The organism is Streptomyces sp. NPDC053079 (assembly GCF_044546695.1).
In the GTDB taxonomy this organism is placed as follows: domain Bacteria; phylum Actinomycetota; class Actinomycetes; order Streptomycetales; family Streptomycetaceae; genus Streptomyces.
Genome location: NZ_JBITZJ010000001.1, coordinates 424,592 through 443,428 on the forward strand (window position 1 = coordinate 424,592; position 18,837 = coordinate 443,428).

At 71.7% G+C, this 18,837-nt stretch carries 16 protein-coding genes and 1 pseudogene; 11 read left to right on the forward strand and 6 right to left on the reverse strand.

The genetic code is table 11. The features are described from left to right. The first annotated feature begins 25 nt into the window (after window positions 1-25). On the forward strand, window positions 26-1,324 hold the full coding sequence (locus tag ACIGXW_RS01895; protein ID WP_399568813.1) for a cytochrome P450: 1,299 nt from the start codon (window positions 26-28) through the stop codon (window positions 1,322-1,324). On the opposite strand, the gene ACIGXW_RS01900 is transcribed toward ACIGXW_RS01895, so the two are convergent. The 4 genes from ACIGXW_RS01900 to ACIGXW_RS01915 all read right to left on the reverse strand — a co-directional run bounded on the left by ACIGXW_RS01900 (window position 1,302) and on the right by ACIGXW_RS01915 (window position 5,217). After that, a complete protein-coding gene (locus ACIGXW_RS01900) occupies window positions 1,302-2,057 on the reverse strand; it encodes a hypothetical protein (protein WP_399568815.1) in 756 nt (251 codons plus the stop codon). The two genes, ACIGXW_RS01895 and ACIGXW_RS01900, sit on opposite strands and share 23 nt — an antisense overlap. Before the next feature lie 30 nt (window positions 2,058-2,087). Then, complete coding sequence (locus tag ACIGXW_RS01905) at window positions 2,088-2,711, reverse strand: hypothetical protein (protein ID WP_399568817.1); 624 nt, start codon at window positions 2,709-2,711, stop codon at window positions 2,088-2,090. A 98-nt stretch (window positions 2,712-2,809) separates the two neighbouring features. Next, window positions 2,810-3,574, reverse strand: coding sequence for a crotonase/enoyl-CoA hydratase family protein (locus ACIGXW_RS01910; protein ID WP_399568819.1), 765 nt, complete (start codon window positions 3,572-3,574; stop codon window positions 2,810-2,812). Then, entirely contained in the window at window positions 3,571-5,217 is a 1,647-nt protein-coding gene (locus tag ACIGXW_RS01915; RefSeq protein ID WP_399568821.1) for an isovaleryl-CoA dehydrogenase, read from the reverse strand. Before ACIGXW_RS01915 ends, ACIGXW_RS01910 begins: the two co-directional genes overlap by 4 nt. Before the next feature lie 86 nt (window positions 5,218-5,303). On the opposite strand from ACIGXW_RS01915, the gene ACIGXW_RS01920 reads away from it, so the two are divergent. The 4 genes from ACIGXW_RS01920 (at window position 5,304) to ACIGXW_RS01935 (ending at window position 8,922) form a co-directional block, all read left to right on the forward strand. Then, a complete protein-coding gene (locus ACIGXW_RS01920) occupies window positions 5,304-6,059 on the forward strand; it encodes a PaaX family transcriptional regulator C-terminal domain-containing protein (protein ID WP_399568824.1) in 756 nt (251 codons plus the stop codon). Between the two features lie 81 nt (window positions 6,060-6,140). Then, entirely contained in the window at window positions 6,141-6,842 is a 702-nt protein-coding gene (locus ACIGXW_RS01925) for a response regulator transcription factor (RefSeq protein WP_071962696.1), read from the forward strand. 23 nt (window positions 6,843-6,865) lie between these two features. Then, window positions 6,866-8,368, forward strand: coding sequence for an ATP-binding protein (locus ACIGXW_RS01930; RefSeq protein WP_104531582.1), 1,503 nt, complete (start codon window positions 6,866-6,868; stop codon window positions 8,366-8,368). Beyond that, entirely contained in the window at window positions 8,365-8,922 is a 558-nt protein-coding gene (locus tag ACIGXW_RS01935; protein WP_399568826.1) for a hypothetical protein, read from the forward strand. The genes ACIGXW_RS01930 and ACIGXW_RS01935 overlap by 4 nt, the downstream gene beginning before the upstream one ends. Before the next feature lie 31 nt (window positions 8,923-8,953). On the opposite strand, the gene ACIGXW_RS01940 is transcribed toward ACIGXW_RS01935, so the two are convergent. After that, window positions 8,954-11,215: a heavy metal translocating P-type ATPase gene (locus ACIGXW_RS01940; protein ID WP_399568829.1), complete on the reverse strand. Its 2,262-nt coding sequence runs from the start codon at window positions 11,213-11,215 to the stop codon at window positions 8,954-8,956. A 442-nt stretch (window positions 11,216-11,657) separates the two neighbouring features. Between ACIGXW_RS01940 and ACIGXW_RS01945 the strand changes: the two genes are divergently transcribed. The 5 genes from ACIGXW_RS01945 (at window position 11,658) to ACIGXW_RS01965 (ending at window position 17,375) form a co-directional block, all read left to right on the forward strand. Further along, the gene (locus ACIGXW_RS01945) at window positions 11,658-12,299 is read left to right on the forward strand and encodes a TnsA-like heteromeric transposase endonuclease subunit (RefSeq protein WP_399568831.1); all 642 of its coding nucleotides are present in this window, start codon (window positions 11,658-11,660) and stop codon (window positions 12,297-12,299) included. Window positions 12,300-12,316: 17 nt separating this feature from the next. Beyond that, window positions 12,317-12,682, forward strand: coding sequence for a hypothetical protein (locus ACIGXW_RS01950; protein ID WP_399568833.1), 366 nt, complete (start codon window positions 12,317-12,319; stop codon window positions 12,680-12,682). Between the two features lie 436 nt (window positions 12,683-13,118). Beyond that, complete coding sequence (locus ACIGXW_RS01955; RefSeq protein ID WP_399568835.1) at window positions 13,119-14,573, forward strand: hypothetical protein; 1,455 nt, start codon at window positions 13,119-13,121, stop codon at window positions 14,571-14,573. After that, a complete protein-coding gene (locus tag ACIGXW_RS01960; protein WP_399568838.1) occupies window positions 14,570-15,853 on the forward strand; it encodes a TniB family NTP-binding protein in 1,284 nt (427 codons plus the stop codon). The genes ACIGXW_RS01955 and ACIGXW_RS01960 overlap by 4 nt, the downstream gene beginning before the upstream one ends. A 304-nt stretch (window positions 15,854-16,157) precedes the next feature. Beyond that, window positions 16,158-17,375, forward strand: coding sequence for a TniQ family protein (locus ACIGXW_RS01965; protein ID WP_399568840.1), 1,218 nt, complete (start codon window positions 16,158-16,160; stop codon window positions 17,373-17,375). 42 nt (window positions 17,376-17,417) lie between these two features. On the opposite strand, the pseudogene ACIGXW_RS01970 reads toward ACIGXW_RS01965, so the two are convergent. Next, window positions 17,418-17,581: pseudogene (locus ACIGXW_RS01970) on the reverse strand (transposase); the annotation flags it as partial. Window positions 17,582-18,020: 439 nt separating this feature from the next. On the opposite strand from ACIGXW_RS01970, the gene ACIGXW_RS01975 reads away from it, so the two are divergent. Further along, window positions 18,021-18,758, forward strand: coding sequence for a hypothetical protein (locus tag ACIGXW_RS01975; RefSeq protein ID WP_399568842.1), 738 nt, complete (start codon window positions 18,021-18,023; stop codon window positions 18,756-18,758). Window positions 18,759-18,837: the final 79 nt, after the last annotated feature.

The window sequence follows — 18,837 nt, forward strand, 5'->3', positions numbered from 1 at the left end:
CAGAGGAGGACGTACGGTCCCGCAGGTGAGCGCATGCCGGCCCAGTGCCGTCTTCGACCCCGCCACCTACGCCCGCGGCGTCCCCTACGAGCTGTTCCGGGAGCTACGGGAGCGCGCCCCCGTCTGCCGGGTGCCGGAGACCGCGGTCGGCCCCTGGCCGGCCGGACCCGGCTACTGGGCGGTCTTCCGGCACGCCGACGTCAAACACGTGCTGCGCACCCCCGGGCTGTTCTCCTCGCACCTGGGCGCCACCCAGATCCGCGACCCGGACACCGCGGACGACCTGGATTTCGTGCGGGCCATGATGCTCAACCAGGACCCGCCCGCCCACGCCCGGCTGCGCCGCATCGTCGCCGCCGCCTTCACCCCGCGTGCCGTACGGGACCTGGCGGCCGTCATCGAGGAGCGGGCCCGCGCCCTCGTCGACGCCGTCGCCGGCCGGGGCGCGGCCGACTTCGTCGAGGTCGCCGCCGATCTGCCGGTGTGGACCCTCGCCCACGTCATGGGCGTGCCGGAGGAGGACCGGCGTTTGCTGTTCGACTGGTCCAATCGGGTCATCGGCTACCAGGACGCCGATCACCGCGCGTCGAGCACCGCCGACCCCGCCGCGCTCAGCCCGATCGGCCGCGCCGCCCTCGCCCACCGGCCCGCCGCCCCGCCGGAGCGCGGCGGCAAGCCGATGGACCCGCGATCGCGCGAGGCCCTCGCCGACATGTTCGCCTACGCCCACGCGCTGGCCGACGGGCCCCGCCCCGGCAGCGTCATGGCACGGATGCGGCAGGCGGGGCTGACCCGCGAGGAGTTCGAGAACATGTTCTTCCTCTTCGCGGTCGCCGGGAACGAGACCCTGCGCAACGGCATCCCCGGCGGCCTGCTGACCCTCCTGGACCACCCGGAGAGCTGCGAAGCGCTGCGCCGGCGGCCGGACCTGACCGATGCGGCGGTGGAGGAGGTGCTGCGCTACTGGCCGCCCGTGATGGACTTCCGGCGCACCGCCACCCAGGACACCGAACTGGGCGGGCAGCTCATCCGGCGGGGCGAGAAGGTCGTCGTCTACCACGCCTCCGCCAACCGCGACGAGCGTGTCTTCGCCGACCCCGACCGCTTCGACATCACCCGCAGCCCCAACGACCACGTCAGCTTCGGCTTCGGCCCGCACTTCTGCCTGGGCGCCCACCTCGCGCGCCTGCAGCTGCGGGCCATGCTGCGGGCGGCGCTGGACCGGCTGCCCGGCCTCGAACGGGCGGGCGAGCCGGTCCGGCTGACCTCCAACTTCCAGAACGGCCTCAAGCACCTGCCCGTCAGATGGAGAACATCTCGCTGAACGCTCCCGTGGCGTCGCCCACGCTGTGCCCGAAGGGCGAGTTGAAGTCCCAGATGAGGAAGAGGAGGAAGGCGATCAGCGCGCTGTAGAGCCCGGCCAGCATGAGCTCGCGCGGCGAGCGCCTGATCTGCAGCGTGAAGATCAGCCCCACCGCCACCAGCGCCCCCGCCAGCAGCCCGAACCACACCACGCCCGGCAGTGTCGGCCCGGCGGACTGGGACCGCGCGTGGCGCGCCGCGTCCGCCGCGCCGACCTGGTCCAGCAACGGCTGGTAGGACTGGCCCTCGTGGTCGTTGCGCGGCTCGTACGCGGTGAGGTCGGCGCGCACCTTGTTCAGCAGTTCCGTGCCCTTGTCGGTGAGTTCGCCCTCCTCGAGCATGATGGGCCACTCCTTGCGGACCACGTGCGTCACATAGGCGTTCACCTGCTCGCGTGTACGGTCCCGGGCGGCCGGCGCGTACGCCTGCACCCGTTCGCTGACCTCGTGCAGGGCCTGGGCCTCCGCCCGGACGGTGTCCTGCGCGGAGTTGCGCGCCTCCCAGACGCCGGCGATGGCCAGGCCCAGGACGATGGCGTAGACCACGCCGACCATCATCGTCATGTACTCGATGACGTCGGGGGTCTCGGACGGATCGTCGTCGTCGCTGATCCGGCGCTGCCTCAGCACGGTGATGGACAGGACGACCGCGCACGCGGCGAGCATGGCGAGGGCCAGAACCAGCCACTCGGACAAGGGAAACCTCCAGAAGCGATGGTGCGGGGGTCAGCGGCTGCGGCCGCCGCCGGAGCGCGGGCGCAGCAGCGCGGCGGCGAGGACGGCCGGGGCGGTGAGGACCAGGGTGAGCGTGACCAGCGAGGTGCCGCCCGCGGCCGGCTTGGTGACGCTCTGGTGGTACGCGCGGGGCGCGATGTGGGACTCGGGGGGCGGGGCGGCCGCCGCGGCGGGGGCCGGCGGCGGTGGCGGCGCGGGCGCCGGTGGCGGCTGCGGCGCGCGGTGCGGCACGGGCCGCGGGGTGGGCGGCGCGGGCCGCGGCGGGCCGGGGGGCTCCGGTGCCGGCTCGCGCCGCGGCGGGGGCGGGGGCGGTGGCGGCGGCGTGGGCCGGGGGGCGGGCGGCGGCGGGGGAGCGGGGGAGGGCGGCGCGCACATCGAGGCCGAGGCGAAGCTGTCGCCGTTCCCCGCGAAGGCCGTCAGACAGCCGGGCCCGGCGCTCACGAGGACCGTGGCGGGGCCCGGTTCACCGTCCTCGGTGCCGGCGTGGGCGCGCGCTGTCATGGACGGCGGGGCCCCGGGCGGCTCGTCATCGGACGCGGCCGTGGCGCCCGTCGTCGCCAGTACGGCCACGAAGGCCACGCATCCCGCCCGTCCCGCACGCCGCCATCCACTCACGACGGCGATCTTGGGGGGCCCGCCGCCCGCTTCGCGCGCTGCTTCGTCCCGATTCCTCCGAAGAGGTGAAATCAGGACACGGTTGGGTTATCGGGCCCTCACGGTTCGGTGAAGTCCCCGTGCCGTCCCGCGCCCGCCGCGAAGCGGGCCGCGCCCTCGCCGGCCCGGGGCAGGGAGGCGGCGCCGTGGGCGAGTTCGGCCGCCATGGCCCGCTCCTCGGTGAGGCCCTCCTGGTCCAGCAGCGAGGCCCGGTCGCCGCGCAGGCACTCCTGCGGGAAGCGGGCGATGTGGGCCGCGAGCTCCTCCGCCGCCGCGCGCGAACCGCCGGGCGGCGTCAGGCGGTTGGCGAGCCCGATGTCGTACGCCTCCCGCGCCGGCACCGGGCGGCCGGTGAGGACCATGTCCATGGCGCGGCTCGTGCCGATCAGCCGGGGCAGGCGGACCGTGCCGCCGTCGATCAGCGGTACGCCCCAGCGGCGGCAGAAGACGCCGAAGACCGCGTCCTCCTCGGCCACCCGCAGATCGCACCAGAGGGCCAGTTCCAGGCCGCCCGCGACCGCGTAGCCGCTGACGGCCGCGACGACCGGCTTGGACAGGCGCATCCGGGTGGGTCCCATGGGACCGTCGCCTGCGGAGACGATCCGGTTGGTGTCCACGGAGCCGAACGCCTTGAGGTCGAATCCGGCGCAGAACGTGCCGCCTTCGCCCCACAGGACGGCGACCCGTGCGGTCTCGTCCGCCTCGAACGCACGGAAGGCGTCGGCCAGGGCGGTGGCCGTGGGCCCGTCCACGGCGTTGCGGACCTCGGGGCGGGCGATGACGACGGTGGTGACGGGGCCGCACGTCTCGACACGGACGGTCATGAGGCCTCCTTCGGCACCGCGCGCTCCAGGACCGGCCCGAAGTCCGTGCCCGGCGGCAGGGTGCCGAACGCCTGCCCCCAGTCCCCGCCGAGCCGGGACGCGCAGAAGGCGTCCGCGACGGCGGGGGTGCTGTGGCGCACCAGCAGGCTGCCCTGGAGGACGAGCGTGAGCTGCTCGGCGACGCGCCGGGCGGCCTGCTGGGCGCGGTGGGGGTCGGCGAGCGAGCCGAGCAGGTCGCGCAGGCGCGCGGCGGCGGCGTCGAGCCGGCGGTCGGCCCCGGCGGCCAGGCCGACCTCCGCGAAGTAGGCCTCCAGCGCCGCCGGTTCCTTCCGCAGCGCCCGCAGCACGTCCAGCGCCGCGACATTGCCGGAGCCCTCCCAGATCGACAGCAGCGGAGCCTCCCGGTAGAGCCGGGGCATGCCGGACTCCTCGACATAGCCGTTGCCGCCCAGGCACTCGAGGGCCTCGGCGGCGTGCGCGCTGCCGCGCTTGCAGACCCAGTACTTGCCGGCGGCCAGGCCCAGCCGCCGCAGGGCCGACTCCTGGGCGTCGCCGGCCTCGGAGCGGTCGAGGGCCGCCGCGAGCCGCATCGCCAGCACGGTGGCGGCCTCGGACTCGACGGCGAGGTCGGCCAGGACGTTGCGCATGAGCGGCTGGTCGATCAGCTCGGCGCCGAAGGCCCGGCGGTGGGCCGCGTGGTGCAGAGCCTGCCGCAGCCCGGCCCGCATGCCGGCCGCGGAGCCGATGACGCAGTCGAGCCGCGTCATGTTGACCATCTCGACGATCGTGCGCACCCCGCGCCCCGGCTCGCCCACCGGCCAGGCCACCGCCTGCTCGTACTCGATCTCCGCGGAGGCGTTGGAGCGGTTGCCGAGCTTGTCCTTCAGCCGCTGCAGCCGCATCGCGTTGCGGGTGCCGTCGGGCAGGACCCGCGGCATCAGGAAGCACGTGAGGCCCCGGTCGGTCTGCGCCAGCACCAGGAAGACGTCGCTCATCGGCGCGGACGTGAACCACTTGTGGCCGGTGATCACGTACGAACCGTCGCCCGCCGGCACGGCCGTGGTGGTGTTGGCCCGTACGTCCGAGCCGCCCTGCTTCTCCGTCATCGACATGCCCGCGATCAGGCCCCGCTTGCCGAGCGGCGGGCGCAGCCCGAAGTCGTAGGTCCGGGACGCGAGCAACGGCTCGTACGCGGCGGCCAGTTCGGGCTGCGCGCGCAGGGCGGGCACGGCGGCGTAGGTCATCGAGACCGGGCAGCCGTGGCCGGGCTCGGCCTGCGCCCAGGCGTAGAACTTCGCCGCCCGCACCAGATGGCCGCCGGGGCGGGCCTCGGCCCACGGAGCGGCGTGCTGGCCGCTGCCGACGGCCTCGGCCATCAGATGGTGCCAGGCGGGGTGGAAGTCGACCTCGTCCACCCGGTGGCCGTAGCGGTCGTGGGTGCGCAGCACCGGCGGGTACGCCTCGGCCAGCCGCGCCCACTCCCGCACCTCCTCCGACCCGGCCCGGGCGCCCAGGGCGCGGACCTCCTCCTCGCCCCAGCCGGCGCCGTCGCGCCGCAGGGCCTCCAGCAGGGCGGGGTCGTCGGCAGTGGAGAAGCCGGTCAGGGGCGGGGCCTGGTTGAACACTTCGTGCGTGGCGCTCACGGCGACCTCCGGCGTGCGGGGGCTCGGCGGCATTACACTTTCATGATGCATGATGCGAGGCTGTAATGGATAGGGTGTGGCCGGTCATGGACGAAACGCTTTCCCTGCGGCCGCTGACCGCACGCTCGGTCGTGCTGTCCACCCTCCTCGGCCACCACCCGCCCGCGCTCCCCGCCCGCGCCCTGGTCCGGGTGGGCGAGCTCTTCGGCACCGCCGAGGGGACCGTGCGCACCGCCCTCACTCGCATGGTGGCCGCCGGCGACCTCGAACAGCGCGACGGCACGTACCGCCTCACCGACCGGCTCCTGGCCCGCCAGGCCCGGCAGGACGACAGCCGTGCCCCGCGCACCCGCCCCTGGGACGGCACCTGGGAGATCGCCGTGGTCTCCACCGAGCGCCGCACCGCCCCCGACCGGGCCGCCCTGCGCCAGGCCATGGCGGCCCTGCGCCTGGCGGAACTGCGCGAGGGCTGCTGGCTGCGCCCGGCCAACCTCGTCCGCACCGGCCGGCCGGCGGTGGTGGCCGAGCAGTGCACGCTGCTCACCGGCGCCCCGGAGCAGGACCCGCCGGCGCTGGCGGCCGCCCTGTGGGACCTGGACGGCTGGGCCCGGCGGGCCCGGGCCCTGGAGGCGGCCCTCGCCGATCGCCCCGGGCCCCTCGCCGAGCGCTTCACGGTGTCGGCGGCGGTGCTGCGGCACCTGCTGGCGGACCCGGTCCTGCCGCCGCCCCTGCTGCCGGACGACTGGCCGGGCGAGCGCCTGCGCGCCCGGTACGAGGCGTTCGACCGCGACTTCCGCGCACTGCTGCTGCGGCACATCGGGGCGCCGCCCGGCCCGTCCTGAATATGAGCACTCGGTGACAGTTCCACCGGCGGCACCGCCCCGATGCGCATTCGCTCATACGCACGACCGATACTGGTCCCCATGTCACGCGTGCTTCTGATCGAGGACGACCGGGCCGTACGGGAAGGTGTCACCCTCACCCTGCGCCGTCGCGGCCACGAGGTGGAGGCCGCGCCCGACGGCGGGGCCGGGCTGGCGGCCCTGGAGAGCTTCCGCCCCGACCTGGTGCTGCTCGACCTGATGCTGCCCGACATGAGCGGCTTCGAGGTCTGCCGCCGCATCCGCGCCACCCAGCAGATCCCGATCATCATGCTCACCGCGCGCGGCGACGACATCGACGTCGTCCTCGGCCTGGAGGCCGGCGCCGACGACTACATCGTCAAGCCCGCCCGCGGCGAGGTCCTCGAAGCCCGCATCCGCGCCGTCCTGCGCCGCGCCGCACCCGTCGACGGCGGGGTGGACCCCGTCGTGTCCCAGGCCGCCGCCGAGGTCCACGGCGACCTGGCCATCGACCGCGCCGGCCTGCTCGTCTCCAAGAACGGCCAGGACCTGGCGCTCGCCCCCTCCGAGATGAAGCTGCTGCTGTACCTGTCCGCCACCCCGGGCCGCGTCTTCAGCCGCCAGCAGCTCCTGGAACACGTCTGGGAGCACAGCTACCACGGCGACGCCCGCCTCGTCGACGCGTGCGTCATGCGGCTGCGCACCAAGGTCGAGGAGTCCACCCGCTCCCCGAAGTACATCCAGACCGTGCGCGGCTTCGGCTACCGCTTCGGCCCCCTGTGAACGAGCGAACGAGCGGTACCGCTGTGAAACGACCGGCGCTGCGTCGCCCCACCGTGCGGCGCCCCGCCCTGCGGACCCTCGCCCGCGGGCTGCGCGCCCGGCTCGTCGTGGCGTTCCTCCTGGTCTCGGCGCTGAGCGCGCTCACCACGGCCGCCCTCACCTTCCGCGAGGCGCGCACCGCGATCCTCAAGCGCACCCAGGACACGGCCGTCAACGCCCTGCGCTCCCAGGTCGACTCGCAGGTGCCCGACCTCCGCTTCCCGCCGCGCAACAGCGACCTGATGAAGTTCACCCAGGACCTCGGCCGGGCCGGCCAGGCCCAGCGCTGGATCGTGCACGCCCGCTACCAGAACGGGCCCATGGTGCCGAACAACCTCAAGGGCACCCTGGACACCCATCTGCCGTCCGGGGTGCGGGAGAAGGTCCGCAGCGGCATCGCCGCCTTCCAGCGCGTCGACATCGACGGATCGCCCTGGCTCGTGATCGGCCTGCCCGTCGCCTACCGCGACGGCGGCGGCCAGATGTCCGGCCTGGAGGTCTACGCCCAGGTGCCGCTGCGCCAGGACGAGGCCAACGTCCGGGCGCTGGTCGAGGCGGCGCAGAGTGGCGCCCTGCCGGCCATCGCCCTGGCCGTCGTGCCCGCCCTGATCGCCGCGCGCGGAGTACTGCGGCCCGTACGGGAGCTGCGCCGCGCCACCCAGCAGATCACCGAGGGCGAGCTGGACACCCGCCTGAAGGTCACCGGCCGCGACGAGCTGGCCGACCTCTCGCGCACCTTCAACGACATGGCCGCGGCCCTGGAGAAGAACGTCGCCGAGCTGCGCCGCATGGAGGCCAACTCCCGGCGCTTCGCCGCCGACGTCTCCCACGAGCTGCGGACCCCGCTGGCCGCGATGACCGCCGTCGTCGACGTCCTCGACGAGGACGCCGCCACCCTCGACCCCGACACCGCCTACGCGGTCCGGCTGATCAGCGAGGAGACCGGCAAGCTCGCCCGCATGGTCGAGGACCTGATGGAGATCTCCCGCTTCGACGCCGGCGCCGCCGCCCTGCACCTGGACGAGGTCGACGTCGCCGAGACCGTCCGCAAGACCCTCCAGGCCCGCGGCTGGCAGGAGAAGGTGACGGCCGACCTGCCCGAGGACGTACGGGCCCGGCTGGACCCGCGCCGCATCGACGTCGTCGTCGCCAACCTCGTCGGCAACGCGCTGCGCCACGGCGGGGAGCCGGTGAGCGTCGCCGTGCGGGTGGAGCGCCCCGGCGACCCGGAGGCCGAGGAGCGGCTGCTGATCGAGATCGCCGACCGGGGCGAGGGCATCGACCCCGAGGTGCTGCCGCACGTCTTCGAGCGGTTCTTCAAGGCCGACGCCGCCCGGGTCCGCTCCGAGGGCAGCGGCCTCGGCCTCGCCATCACCGCGGAGAACGTACGCCTGCACGACGGCACCGTCCGGGCCGCCAACGGGCCCGAGGGGGGAGCGGTGTTCACCGTCGACCTCCCGCTGCGCCGGGGAGGCGAGGAGGCATGAGAGCACAACGCGCGGTCGCCGCCGTGACCCTGGCCGGTGCGCTCGCCGGCGTCCTGGCCGGCTGCGGCATCGAGCCGAGCGGGGTCATCGAGGTGGGCCTGCCCGCCCAGGGCGCCAAGCGCCCGGGCGCCCCGGTGAAGGAGGCCCGGCTCTACTTCGGCTACCCCGGAGGACTCCAGCCGGTGTCCCGCCCCGCCGAGCAGGAGGTGAGCGCGGAGGAGGCGGTGCCGCTGCTGCTGGCCGGGCCCAACGAGGCCGAGAAGATCCGCGGGCTCTACTCCGAGCTGCCCAGGCCGGCCGGGCGGGTCGAGGTCTTCACCGGCCAGGGCTCGGTGACCATCCAGCTGCCGCTGGACGTCACCCGCCTCTCGGCGATCGCCCGCAGCCAGCTGGTGTGCACCGCCGCCCACAGCGCGGTGCCCGGCGACCTGCCGGCCGAGGAGGTCAAGGTGGTCCTCACCGGCGGTGGCAAGAAGCTGGCCGACCAGGTCTGCGACAACAAGTACATCGCCCCCGTGGTGGTCCCGAGCATGTCGCCGGCCCCCATGCCCTGACGGGTCCGGCGGCCGGCGCCCGGGGCAGCGTTCAGTCCGCGGCGCGGAAGGTGCGCAGCCGCAGGCTGTTGCCGACGACGAAGACCGAGGAGAAGGCCATCGCCGCACCGGCGATCATCGGGTTGAGCAGGCCGGCGGCGGCGAGCGGCAGCGCGGCCACGTTGTAGGCGAAGGCCCAGAACAGGTTGGACCTGATGGTGCCGAGGGTCCGGCGCGAGAGCCGGATCGCGTCCGCCGCCACCCGCAGGTCGCCCCGCACGAGCGTCAGGTCGCCCGCCTCGATGGCCGCGTCGGTGCCCGTGCCCATCGCCAGGCCCAGGTCGGCCTGGGCCAGGGCGGCCGCGTCGTTGACGCCGTCGCCGACCATCGCCACCGACCGGCCCTCGGCCTGCAGCCGCTTGACGACGTCCACCTTCTCCTGCGGCATGACCTCGGCGATCACCTCGTCGATGCCGGCCTCGGCGGCCACCGCCCTGGCCACGGCCGTGTTGTCGCCGGTGAGCAGGATCGGCGTCAGGCCCAGCGCCCGCAGCCGGACGACCGCCTCGCGGCTGGTCTTCTTGACCGCGTCCGCGACCTCGAGGACGGCCCGCGCCTCGCCGTCCCAGGCCACGACGACGGCCGTGCGGCCCGCCGCCTCGGCGGCCGCCCGGGCCCGCTCCAGCTCCGGCGGCAGCGGCACGGCCTCCCCGGCGAGCAGCCGTGCCCGGCCCACCAGCACCGCGTGGCCCTCGACGACGCCCCGCACGCCCAGGCCGGGGACGTTGACGAAGTCCTCCACGGCGGGCAGCCCGCCGGTCCGCTCGACGGCTCCGGCCGCCACCGCCCGCGCGATCGGGTGCTCGGAGGCGCTCTCCAGGGCGCCCGCCAGGCGCAGCGCCTCCGCCTCGCCCGTGCCGTCGGCCGTGTGCGTGCCCAGCAGCGTCATCCGGCCGGTGGTGACGGTGCCGGTCTTGTCCAGGACGACCGTGTCGACCTTGCGGGTCGTCTCCAGCACCTCGGGGCCCTTGATGAGGATGCCGAGCTGTGCTCCCCGGCCCGTACCGACCATGAGGGCGGTCGGCGTGGCCAGGCCCAGCGCGCAGGGGCAGGCGATGATCAGTACGGCGACGGCGGCCGTGAACGCGGCGGTCAGGCCCGCGCCGGTGGCCAGCCAGACGCCGAGCGTGGCGAGCGCCAGGACGATGACGACGGGCACGAAGACCGCCGAGATCCGGTCGGCGAGCCGCTGGGCGGCGGCCTTGCCGTTCTGGGCGTCCTCCACCAGGCGGGCCATGCGCGCCAGCTGGGTGTCCGCGCCCACCCGGGAGGCCTCGACGACGAGCCGGCCGCCGGCGTTGAGGGTGGCGCCGGTGACGGTGTCGCCCACGCCCACCTCGACCGGCACGGACTCGCCGGTAAGCATGGACGCGTCCACGGCCGAGCCGCCCTCGACGACCGTGCCGTCGGTGGCGATCTTCTCTCCGGGCCGGACGGCGAAGCGGTCGCCGACGGCCAGCTCCTCGGTGCGGATCAGCACCTCGCGGCCGTCGCGCAGGACGGTCACCTCTTTGGCGCCCAGCTCCAGCAGCGCCTTGAGCGCGGCCCCGGCCCGGCGCTTGGAGCGGGCCTCGACATAGCGCCCGGCCAGGACGAAGGCCGTCACCCCGGCCGCCGCCTCGAGGTAGATGTTCCCCGCGCCGTCGCCGCGGGCGACGGTCGGCTCGAAGGCGTGGGTCATGCCCGGCATGCCCGCGTCGCCGAGGAACAGCGCCCACAGCGACCACAGGAACGCCGCCGAGGTGCCCACCGAGATCAGGGTGTCCATCGTGGCCGCGCCGTGCCGGGCGTTGGTGAACGCCGCCCGGTGGAACGGCCACGCCGCGTACGTGACGACGGGCGCGGCCAGCGTCAGGGACAGCCACTGCCAGTAGTCGAACTGCCAGGCGGGGACCATCGCCAGCACGACCACCGGGACGGCGAGCACCGTCGCGGTGATCAGCCGCTCCCGCAGCGTGCGCAGCTCCCCGTCCTCCTCGGCGGTGGCTCCGGGCTCCCCTTCGGTGCGTACGGGCGCGGGGGGCGCGGCGGTGTAACCGGTGGCCTCGACCGTGGCTATGAGCTCGGCCACCGTCAGGTCCTCGCGATAGGTGACCTCTGCCTTCTCGGTGGCGTAGTTGACCGTGGCCTCGACGCCGTCCATGCGGTTGAGCTTCTTCTCCACGCGGGCGGCGCACGAAGCACAGGTCATACCGCCGATGACGAGCTCGACCCGGGCGGTGCCGGTCGTGGTGCCGGTGGTCGTAAGGGCCATGGTGTTCGCTGCTCCTCGCCGGGCGACGGGGCCGGGGGCCGCACCCCCGCCTTATACCCCTAGGGGGTATCGCAATCTCAGTTATACCCCCGGGGTGTATCCGTGGCAAGGCGCCCCCGGAGATGCCGGAAGGCGGCTGCGACCGAGACTTTTATTTAGCGGACGAGCTCACTAGTTGGCGGATCTTGGTCCTGTAACGCTGTGTTGTAATCAGTTACGAAGAATCGCCCCGTTGCTGGTCGAGCGGTGCTGCTGTGGGTGAGTGAGCGAGGCAGCGAACGCGAAGATCCGGTCGGATTCAAGTCACCTGGACCAGCTGATCACGGAGTACGACGGGGATGTGGCTCTTCGGGATCGGTTGCGGCTCGGGGACAGCTGGTCACGTCGGTGGAGCTCAACATGGAGGGTGGGCGCGGGCGAGGTCTGCTGGCCGATCCGGGACATGGCTCAGGTGCCGGTGCTGTCGTCCCGGCCGATGCGGGGGTTCACATGGCGAGCGAAGCAGCGGCATCGCCCCGGGCTTGAGGTGATGGCGTCAACGGGGAGGAAGCACGGCTTCGAGTCGCTGGAGGAGATGCGGCTGCTGGTCGCGCTGGACTTCCTGGGTGCATCGGAGGTGCTGTCGCAGCCGCTCCGGCTGGACTTTGAGCACGTGGGCGGGTCGTCCTGGCACATCCCGGACTTCCTGGCCGTGATCGGCGGGGGGAGGTGGCTGCTGGACGTCCGCCCGATGGAGCTGGTCAAGGAAGAGGACGCGCTGAAGTTCGCGGCGGCCCGCGAAGTGGCCGCGGCATGCGGCTGGCGGTACACCGTGGTCGCGGGCTGGCATCCGCATGTGTGGAGCGTCCTTGATCACTTGTCCTCGCGTCGGCGGCTGGCGAGGGATCTGCTGGGCATGCGGGATCAGTTGCTCACCGCTATCGGCGGCCGGGAGGGGCGCGTGATGACGTTCTCCGAGCTGGCGGACGCGACCAGCGTCCCTTCCGTGGCCCGGGCGAACATCATCCGGCTGCTCTGGCGACGTGAACTCGGCGTCGACCTGGGCAGCCCCTTGCGCGACAGCTCGCTGATCTGGGGGGTGTGATGGCGGCGAGGGGGTTCTTGCAGATCGCTCCGGGCAGACGGGTCGCGCTCAACGGCGTCGAGTGGACGATCGAAGATGTCCACGGCCAGCACGGCCGGCTCGTCCTCGTGGACACCGACGGTCGCACGGAGACCCGCTCGTTCCGCTGGCTCATCAACCACGGTGACCTGCGGCTCCTGCCGACGGCCGAGGCATCGGGGCGGCCTTCGCCGGTCTCCCGGCAGCCGAGGACACTGGCCGACCTGACCAAGGACCAGCTGGAGCGGGCCCGGTTGCGGCTGCGCATGTCTTGGAAGCCGAAACCGGCTTCCGGGAGGGCCACCCGGCTCGGGCCCTGCCGGGTGAGCCCCGGCCTGCCTACGATCCGGACTGCACGACGCTGACCCAGCGCCGTCGCGCGAAGGCGGCGGAGGCGAAGGCAATGCCCCGTCCGGAGGCGGTACGGCTCGGCCTGCAGCACCTCAGCTACCGAACGCTGGAGCGCCTGTCGGGACTGGCGGGCGACAGCCTCCTGCTGGCCTGTGCGGACGGGCGCTGGACACGGCGACGCAGTGGGCACCGCAGCATCACCGCGGAGGTCCGTGAGGGGATCTTCGCGGTCAAGGCCGAGTGCAACGAACGCGCCCGCCTCAGCATGGCCGCCAAGCACCGGTTGATGCACCAGTACATCCGCGAGCGGTTCCCGACGTTCCCGACCGAGAAGATTCCTTCCCGCTGGCGCTCGCGGACGTATGGAAGGAGTGGTTCGGGCCCGGCGGCGCCCGGCCGCGCTATGAGCGGACGGCCCAGTCCGCCGCGGAGGCCGGCGTCTCCGGCCGGATGGTGGTCCACCGGCCGGGCCAGGCTCTGGTGCTGGACTCGACCCGGATGCCGGTGAAACTGCGCGAGACCGTCTTCGGCGACGCGGTCACCGCGACACTGACCCTTGCACTCGACCTCTACACGCACGGACTGCCGGCCTTCCGGCTCACGCTGCAGTCCGACACCTCAGTCGACGTCGCCATGCTGCTGCGGGACGTGATGCTGCCGCTCCCGATGCGGGACGGCTGGGGCGAGGACATGGAATGGCCCTACGCCGGGGTCCCGGCCGACGTGATCGCCGAGTTCACCGGGCACCGGGTCGCCGCCCTGCCGTTCTTTACCCCGGAGACGGTCACCACTGACCACGGCGGCCCCTACAAGAACCACGACCTAGTGGAGGCCGAACGGGAGATCGGCTGCCGGATCCTGCCCGCCCGCGTCCTGCGGCAGACCGACAAGTTCGCGGTCGAGCGCCAGTTCCTGACCATCCAGACCATGCTCTTCGAGCACCTGCTGGGCTTCACTGGCGGTGACGTCGCGGACCGCGGGGCAGACCCGGAACACGACGCGAGCCTCACGCTCGTGCAGGCCGAGCACATCATCGCGACCTGGATCGTCCGGATCTGGCAGAACCGCAAACTGGGCGAATACGCACCGTGTTGGGCGCCGGGTGAGGACCACAGCCCCAACACCCTGTTCGCCGCGGCGATGGAACAGGGCGGCTTCGACCTGGACTTCCCCGAACCGAGCTTCTACTACAAGGTCCTGCGCAAGCACCACGTGAAGATCCATCCCCGACGCGGAGTGAAGATCCTCGGGCTCTGGTATCACGACCCCGTCCTCGACGAGCCACGCTTCCTGCAGCCCTCCGCCCGGGGCGGCAAGCACGCGGGCAAGTGGGTGGTCCGCAGCGACAGAAGGGACCGCCGGCAGGTGTTCTTCCAGGACCCGGCCCACCACGAGACCTGGCACACCCTGCCCTGGCGAGGACTGCCACCCGAGGGCGAGATCCCCGCCTTCTCCGACAAGACCGCCGACGCCCTCCTGACACACGTGAAGGCGAACAACATCAGGATCCACTCCGAGAGCGAGCTCTTGGAACATCTGCTGGAGATCCTCGGCTCGGTCACCCCCGTCGACCAATGGCCCAGCCAGGCCAAGAAGAAGGCCGGGAAGAAGCAGCGCCTCGCCCAGGCCCGCGAGACCACTCGCGCACAGGCTGCGGCAGCCGACCGCTCCGCCCCGCCAGCCCCCGCCGACGAGCCGACCCCGGCCGAGATGCCCGCAGTCTGGGCAGAGCACGCCCGCGCGGTCGACACCGACCGCCGCCGGCGACGCGAAGAAGCACTCACCGGAACCAGACCCGTCGCCCCGCCGACACTGCACGAGGCCCTGAGCCGACGACCCATGTTCCTGCTCCCGCCCCGCAACGGCTCAGAAGCCGACACGACTGTCCGGGAGAACGACGCATGACCCGAGCCCTCTCCCACGACGATCCGCTGGAGGGCCTGCCCCCACGAGCCAAGATCGCCGAGTTGATCCTGGGAGGCCAACCGCCCCGCGACACCTACGTCGGCTGGCAGCACTACCGCACCCACTGCGGCCGGCTCGTCCCCGCCCCGGCGATCTCGCTGCAGCAGTGGCCGACGATACCCGAGAGCCGCCAGGCCGACTACGACCTCTACCGGCAGTTGACGAACGCGAACCTCCCGCTGCAGAACACACCCATGCACGACAAGGTCGGCAAGCTGATCCGGCGCCGGTTACGCGGCAACACAATGAAGCAGGACGACCCGACGCGCGCCGGCGTCATGGTCAGCGGCTGGGGCAACTACGGCAAGACCGCATCCGTCTGCTCCGCCGGGGCCGTCTTCGAAGGCCAGTGGCTGCAACTGCACAGCTACCTCAACCCCGGGGCTCTGCCGGGCACACGTGACCTCCACGCCCCGGTCGTCTACGTCTCGACCCCGGTGACAGCGACCCCGAAGAGCCTTTGCGCGTCGATCCTGGGTTTCTTCCGCGCCCCGATGCGCAAATCGGCCACACTCCCAGAACTGGTACGACAGGTCGCCGACTCCCTCCACGACCACGGCGTCAAAGCCCTGATCCTGGACGACATCAGCCGACTGCGGATGCACCGGGCCGACGACCAGGACGTCCTCGACCTGATGCGGGCTTTCATGAGCCTGGACGTCACCCTGATCCTGACCGGCGTAAATATCCCCGGCATCGGGCTGCTGCGCGAGGCCAAGTGGAACAAGAATACCCGGCAGTGGGAGATGCCACCGCTGGAGTCGACCCGCATCCACGGCCTGGAGATCACCCAAACCGAGCACCGCTTCGAACTCATCGAACTCGACCGCTTCCGCTACACCACCCCGAAGCAGATCCAGGCCTTCGTCGATCACCTGAAAGGAATCGAGCAGCACCTGCAGCTGCTGAAGGCGAAGGAAGGCATGCTCACCGGCGGCACCATGCCGGAGTACTTGATGCGCCGCACCAGCGGCGTCGTCGGCCTCCTGGGACGCCTGCTCGAGGACGGCGCCCAGGAGGCCATGGAGTCCGGGAAGGAACTGATTGACGAGAGCCTCCTGGACGAGATCGTGCTCCGACGAGACAAGCCCGAGCAGCCGCCGGACGAACCCGCCATCCCCATCGCCCCACCGACCAGCGACAAGGAGTCCCGGCGGGTGAAAAAGCGCCGCAACACCGTTTTCGATGACGAAGGCCCCGCCGTCACGGACACGGCATGACCAACACGCCACTGCCCAGGAGCATTGACCCCGCCCCTGGCGAACTCCTCCCGGGCTACCTGCTGCCTCTCGCCCACCGGATCGGCATCCCTCCGTTCGACCTGGCCCACCGGTGCGGGCTCATCGCCGGTGCCGCACTGCCCACCCGCCACCTTGTCCGCCTGACCACCGCCCTCGTGCGGCAGATCGCCCACGTCTGCCGACTCGAGACAGACGAGGCCCAGGCCCTCACCCTGGCCGCGCACGCCCCCAACTACCGCCCCTCCAGACCATCTACCTGGGGCGATACCAGAGCCCGACCACCATGGCCAACGACGGCTGGGTCTTCACCGCCTTCAGCCGCTACTGCCCCGACTGCCTGCACGACAGCGCCGACGGCCCCGGCGGACCCGTCTGGCACGGCACCTGGCGGCTTCCCCACACGTTCCTCTGCCCCCAGCACCACCGCTTGCTCGACTGGCGATGCCCCGCCTGCCACACGCCCGCCTTCTCCAACGGCTACCGCACCGACGGACGATGGCGCCCCACCCAGCTTCTCCCCACAGCACACAGACAGCTTCACCCCGCACAATGCCGCCACCGACCCGCCACGGACCGGCACACCCCGTGCGTCCACCGCCTCGACCGTCCGCTGGCCCCCGCCACCGGACCCACGCCGACCATGCTCCGCGCACACCAGCGCCTGGCCGCCGCCTCTACCGGACCGCCCGGGCACGCGGTGGCAAGCCTCGGCCGCCCAGCAACACCGCAGCAATTCTTCAACGACGTCCGCCTCACCGCCCTGGCCATCTGCGGCACCTGGCCGGCCGCCACCGGCCTCCTTCCCGACAGCGACCACCTGCACGCCATCGCCTCCCACGCCGAAAGCCTGCACCGCACCCGAGAGGAACGGGCCGGCCATCAAGAAGACGGCTGGCTGGCCCGCTCCTTCGACCACCCGCCCGCCGACCCCCTCCCGACCGCCGCCCTCCTGACCCAGGTCGTACAGATCCTCGACAACCCGCACGGCGGGACGGCACTCGCGCAGTTACTGGCCCAGATCCCCTCAGCCGGGGCGAGATACCGCAGGCTAAAACTCCTCGCACCCTACTGCTCACCCGCCATGACGTCCGTGATCACCGAGAACGTCCGCCTTCTTCGCCGGGGTGCCAACGGCGCGCCCCCACTTTTCCCCCAGCCACCCACCCACCAAGGCAGGCTCGACCCCCGCAGCATCCCGCACCACCTCCCGGACACCTGGGCAGCCCCACTCGATCACCTCGACGCCCCCGCCCTTCTCCTGCGACGCGACGCCGTGATCCGCCTGGTTCAGATGGCCCGCGGCGGCACCCGCGCCGAAGCAGCCCACTACCTCGGCATCACCCTCGGCGCCCTCCAGTCCGCCACCGTTCGCATCCGCGCCTGGCAGAAACAGCCCGGCAATGCCGAGGCATACCAAGCTGCCCTCCACCGCGCGGCGGACATCGCCATGAGGGACCAGCACACGAATGAGGCCGAGGGCCCAACCACACCGACCCTGTGACTGAGAGCCGCAGGCGACCCGTGAGCGTTCCGCTGGCCCGGCGCCGGCGGCGGCACGGGGCACCTTCACCTCGACCGGGCCGACATCGGTCAGCACCGTCTTCGAATGGGTGCCCTGTTGCCGCTGTTCCTGCCCGTCGCGTCGTGCTTCTCGTAGCCGACGTGATCGGTCATCTCGCCTTCTGACTCCAGCACCCGCTTGGTCAGAGAACAGCCGCCTCAGGCGCCGACGCAAGCGGCAATCCCTTCACGTGCATCGCCATTAGGAGCGGTACACCTTTCCAGACAACCATCTATCAAACTGGCGCGCTAGAGATAACTGTGCGATTAAAGTAGCTGGAAAATCGTGGAATTATCAGGCAATGGTTCAGTTACCATTCTCGGCGTGCCTGGCAGCTTTATCGATCTACGGGAGTGCGTCGTGGCAGATCCGGATCAAAGCACCAGCGATCCTCGGCCGGAGCCAGCCGCCACAGGATCCCCGTGCGGCTCTCAGAGCTCTAGCGCCTCACCGGAGTCGGCGCCCCAGCAGGGCACGCCATCTGGATCAGTCCAACCGTCTGACGAAAACCAAGATGACAACTCGGGGCCCGCCGACGCCCGCAGAGGGATAGGCGCAATCCTGTTTTCCCTTCCCGGAATCATAGTGACCACGATTGCGACCGGACTTACCTCATGGGGAATTGCATACCTGACGACCCACATTGAAGATTGGAGTAAGCCGGAAGAGTCTGTTGCGGTTTCCGTTGAAACGAACCCCGCGAAGGTCGGGACCTTCGGAAACCAGGGGATCAGCGGGGTTCTTCCCCCCGGCAAGAAATTGGCGACAGCCCCGGGGCCTGGTTGTGACGGGTTCCATCCATGGCTTCAGGCAAATGATGGAATAGATGCCGGAGTCAGTAAAATTCAGGTTCTTGTCGAAGGTAAGGCGTCTGGGCAGGTCCAGATATCCAATCTTCGTGTCATTGTCCTGGGCAAAGAGACGCCCTCTTCGGGGGTTCTTGTCCGTTGCCCCTCCGCAGGGGGCGCCAATCTCAGGACAATCCAGATCGACCTGGACCGCTCTCTCCCTAAGATCCAGTATCTAGATAAAGAAGGCAGGCCGTTCGGCTTCACCGTCGAAAAAGGGGAGGTCGAGACCTTCCTGGTCACGGCGACGGCCGAGAAGGCACGTTATTCTTGGCGCCTAGAGATGGACATTACAGTCGACGGAGAACGTAAGACGGTCCGTGTGCAGAACAATGGGAAGCCGTTCCAGACCGCTCCTGATCCTCATGCCGGCGGCTGGACCTGGAACTACAAGGACTCCTGGATGCAAGGGGAGAAGCGGGTGGGTGTGGGGGAGTCGTTCCCAGCGCCCGCCTCTCGGGAGGCGGGACGTTAGGCATGGCGCGCATCCTACGTATGCGGGTTGTCGTGGCCCTGGTTGCCTTTTCTGTTGCGTCAGCGCTCGGGGTAGCCAT

Bases quoted from the DNA above. Each gene is read 5' to 3' on its own strand.
- ACIGXW_RS01910 (WP_399568819.1), bottom strand. From the start codon at position 3,574: ATGACCGTCCGTGTCGAGACGTGCGGCCCCGTCACCACCGTCGTCATC.
- ACIGXW_RS01920 (WP_399568824.1), top strand. From the start codon at position 5,304: ATGGACGAAACGCTTTCCCTGCGGCCGCTGACCGCACGCTCGGTCGTG.
- ACIGXW_RS01925 (WP_071962696.1), top strand. From the start codon at position 6,141: ATGTCACGCGTGCTTCTGATCGAGGACGACCGGGCCGTACGGGAAGGT.
- ACIGXW_RS01935 (WP_399568826.1), top strand. From the start codon at position 8,365: ATGAGAGCACAACGCGCGGTCGCCGCCGTGACCCTGGCCGGTGCGCTC.
- ACIGXW_RS01940 (WP_399568829.1), bottom strand. From the start codon at position 11,215: ATGGCCCTTACGACCACCGGCACCACGACCGGCACCGCCCGGGTCGAG.
- ACIGXW_RS01945 (WP_399568831.1), top strand. From the start codon at position 11,658: ATGGCTCAGGTGCCGGTGCTGTCGTCCCGGCCGATGCGGGGGTTCACA.
- ACIGXW_RS01955 (WP_399568835.1), top strand. From the start codon at position 13,119: ATGGTGGTCCACCGGCCGGGCCAGGCTCTGGTGCTGGACTCGACCCGG.
- ACIGXW_RS01960 (WP_399568838.1), top strand. From the start codon at position 14,570: ATGACCCGAGCCCTCTCCCACGACGATCCGCTGGAGGGCCTGCCCCCA.
- ACIGXW_RS01965 (WP_399568840.1), top strand. From the start codon at position 16,158: ATGGCCAACGACGGCTGGGTCTTCACCGCCTTCAGCCGCTACTGCCCC.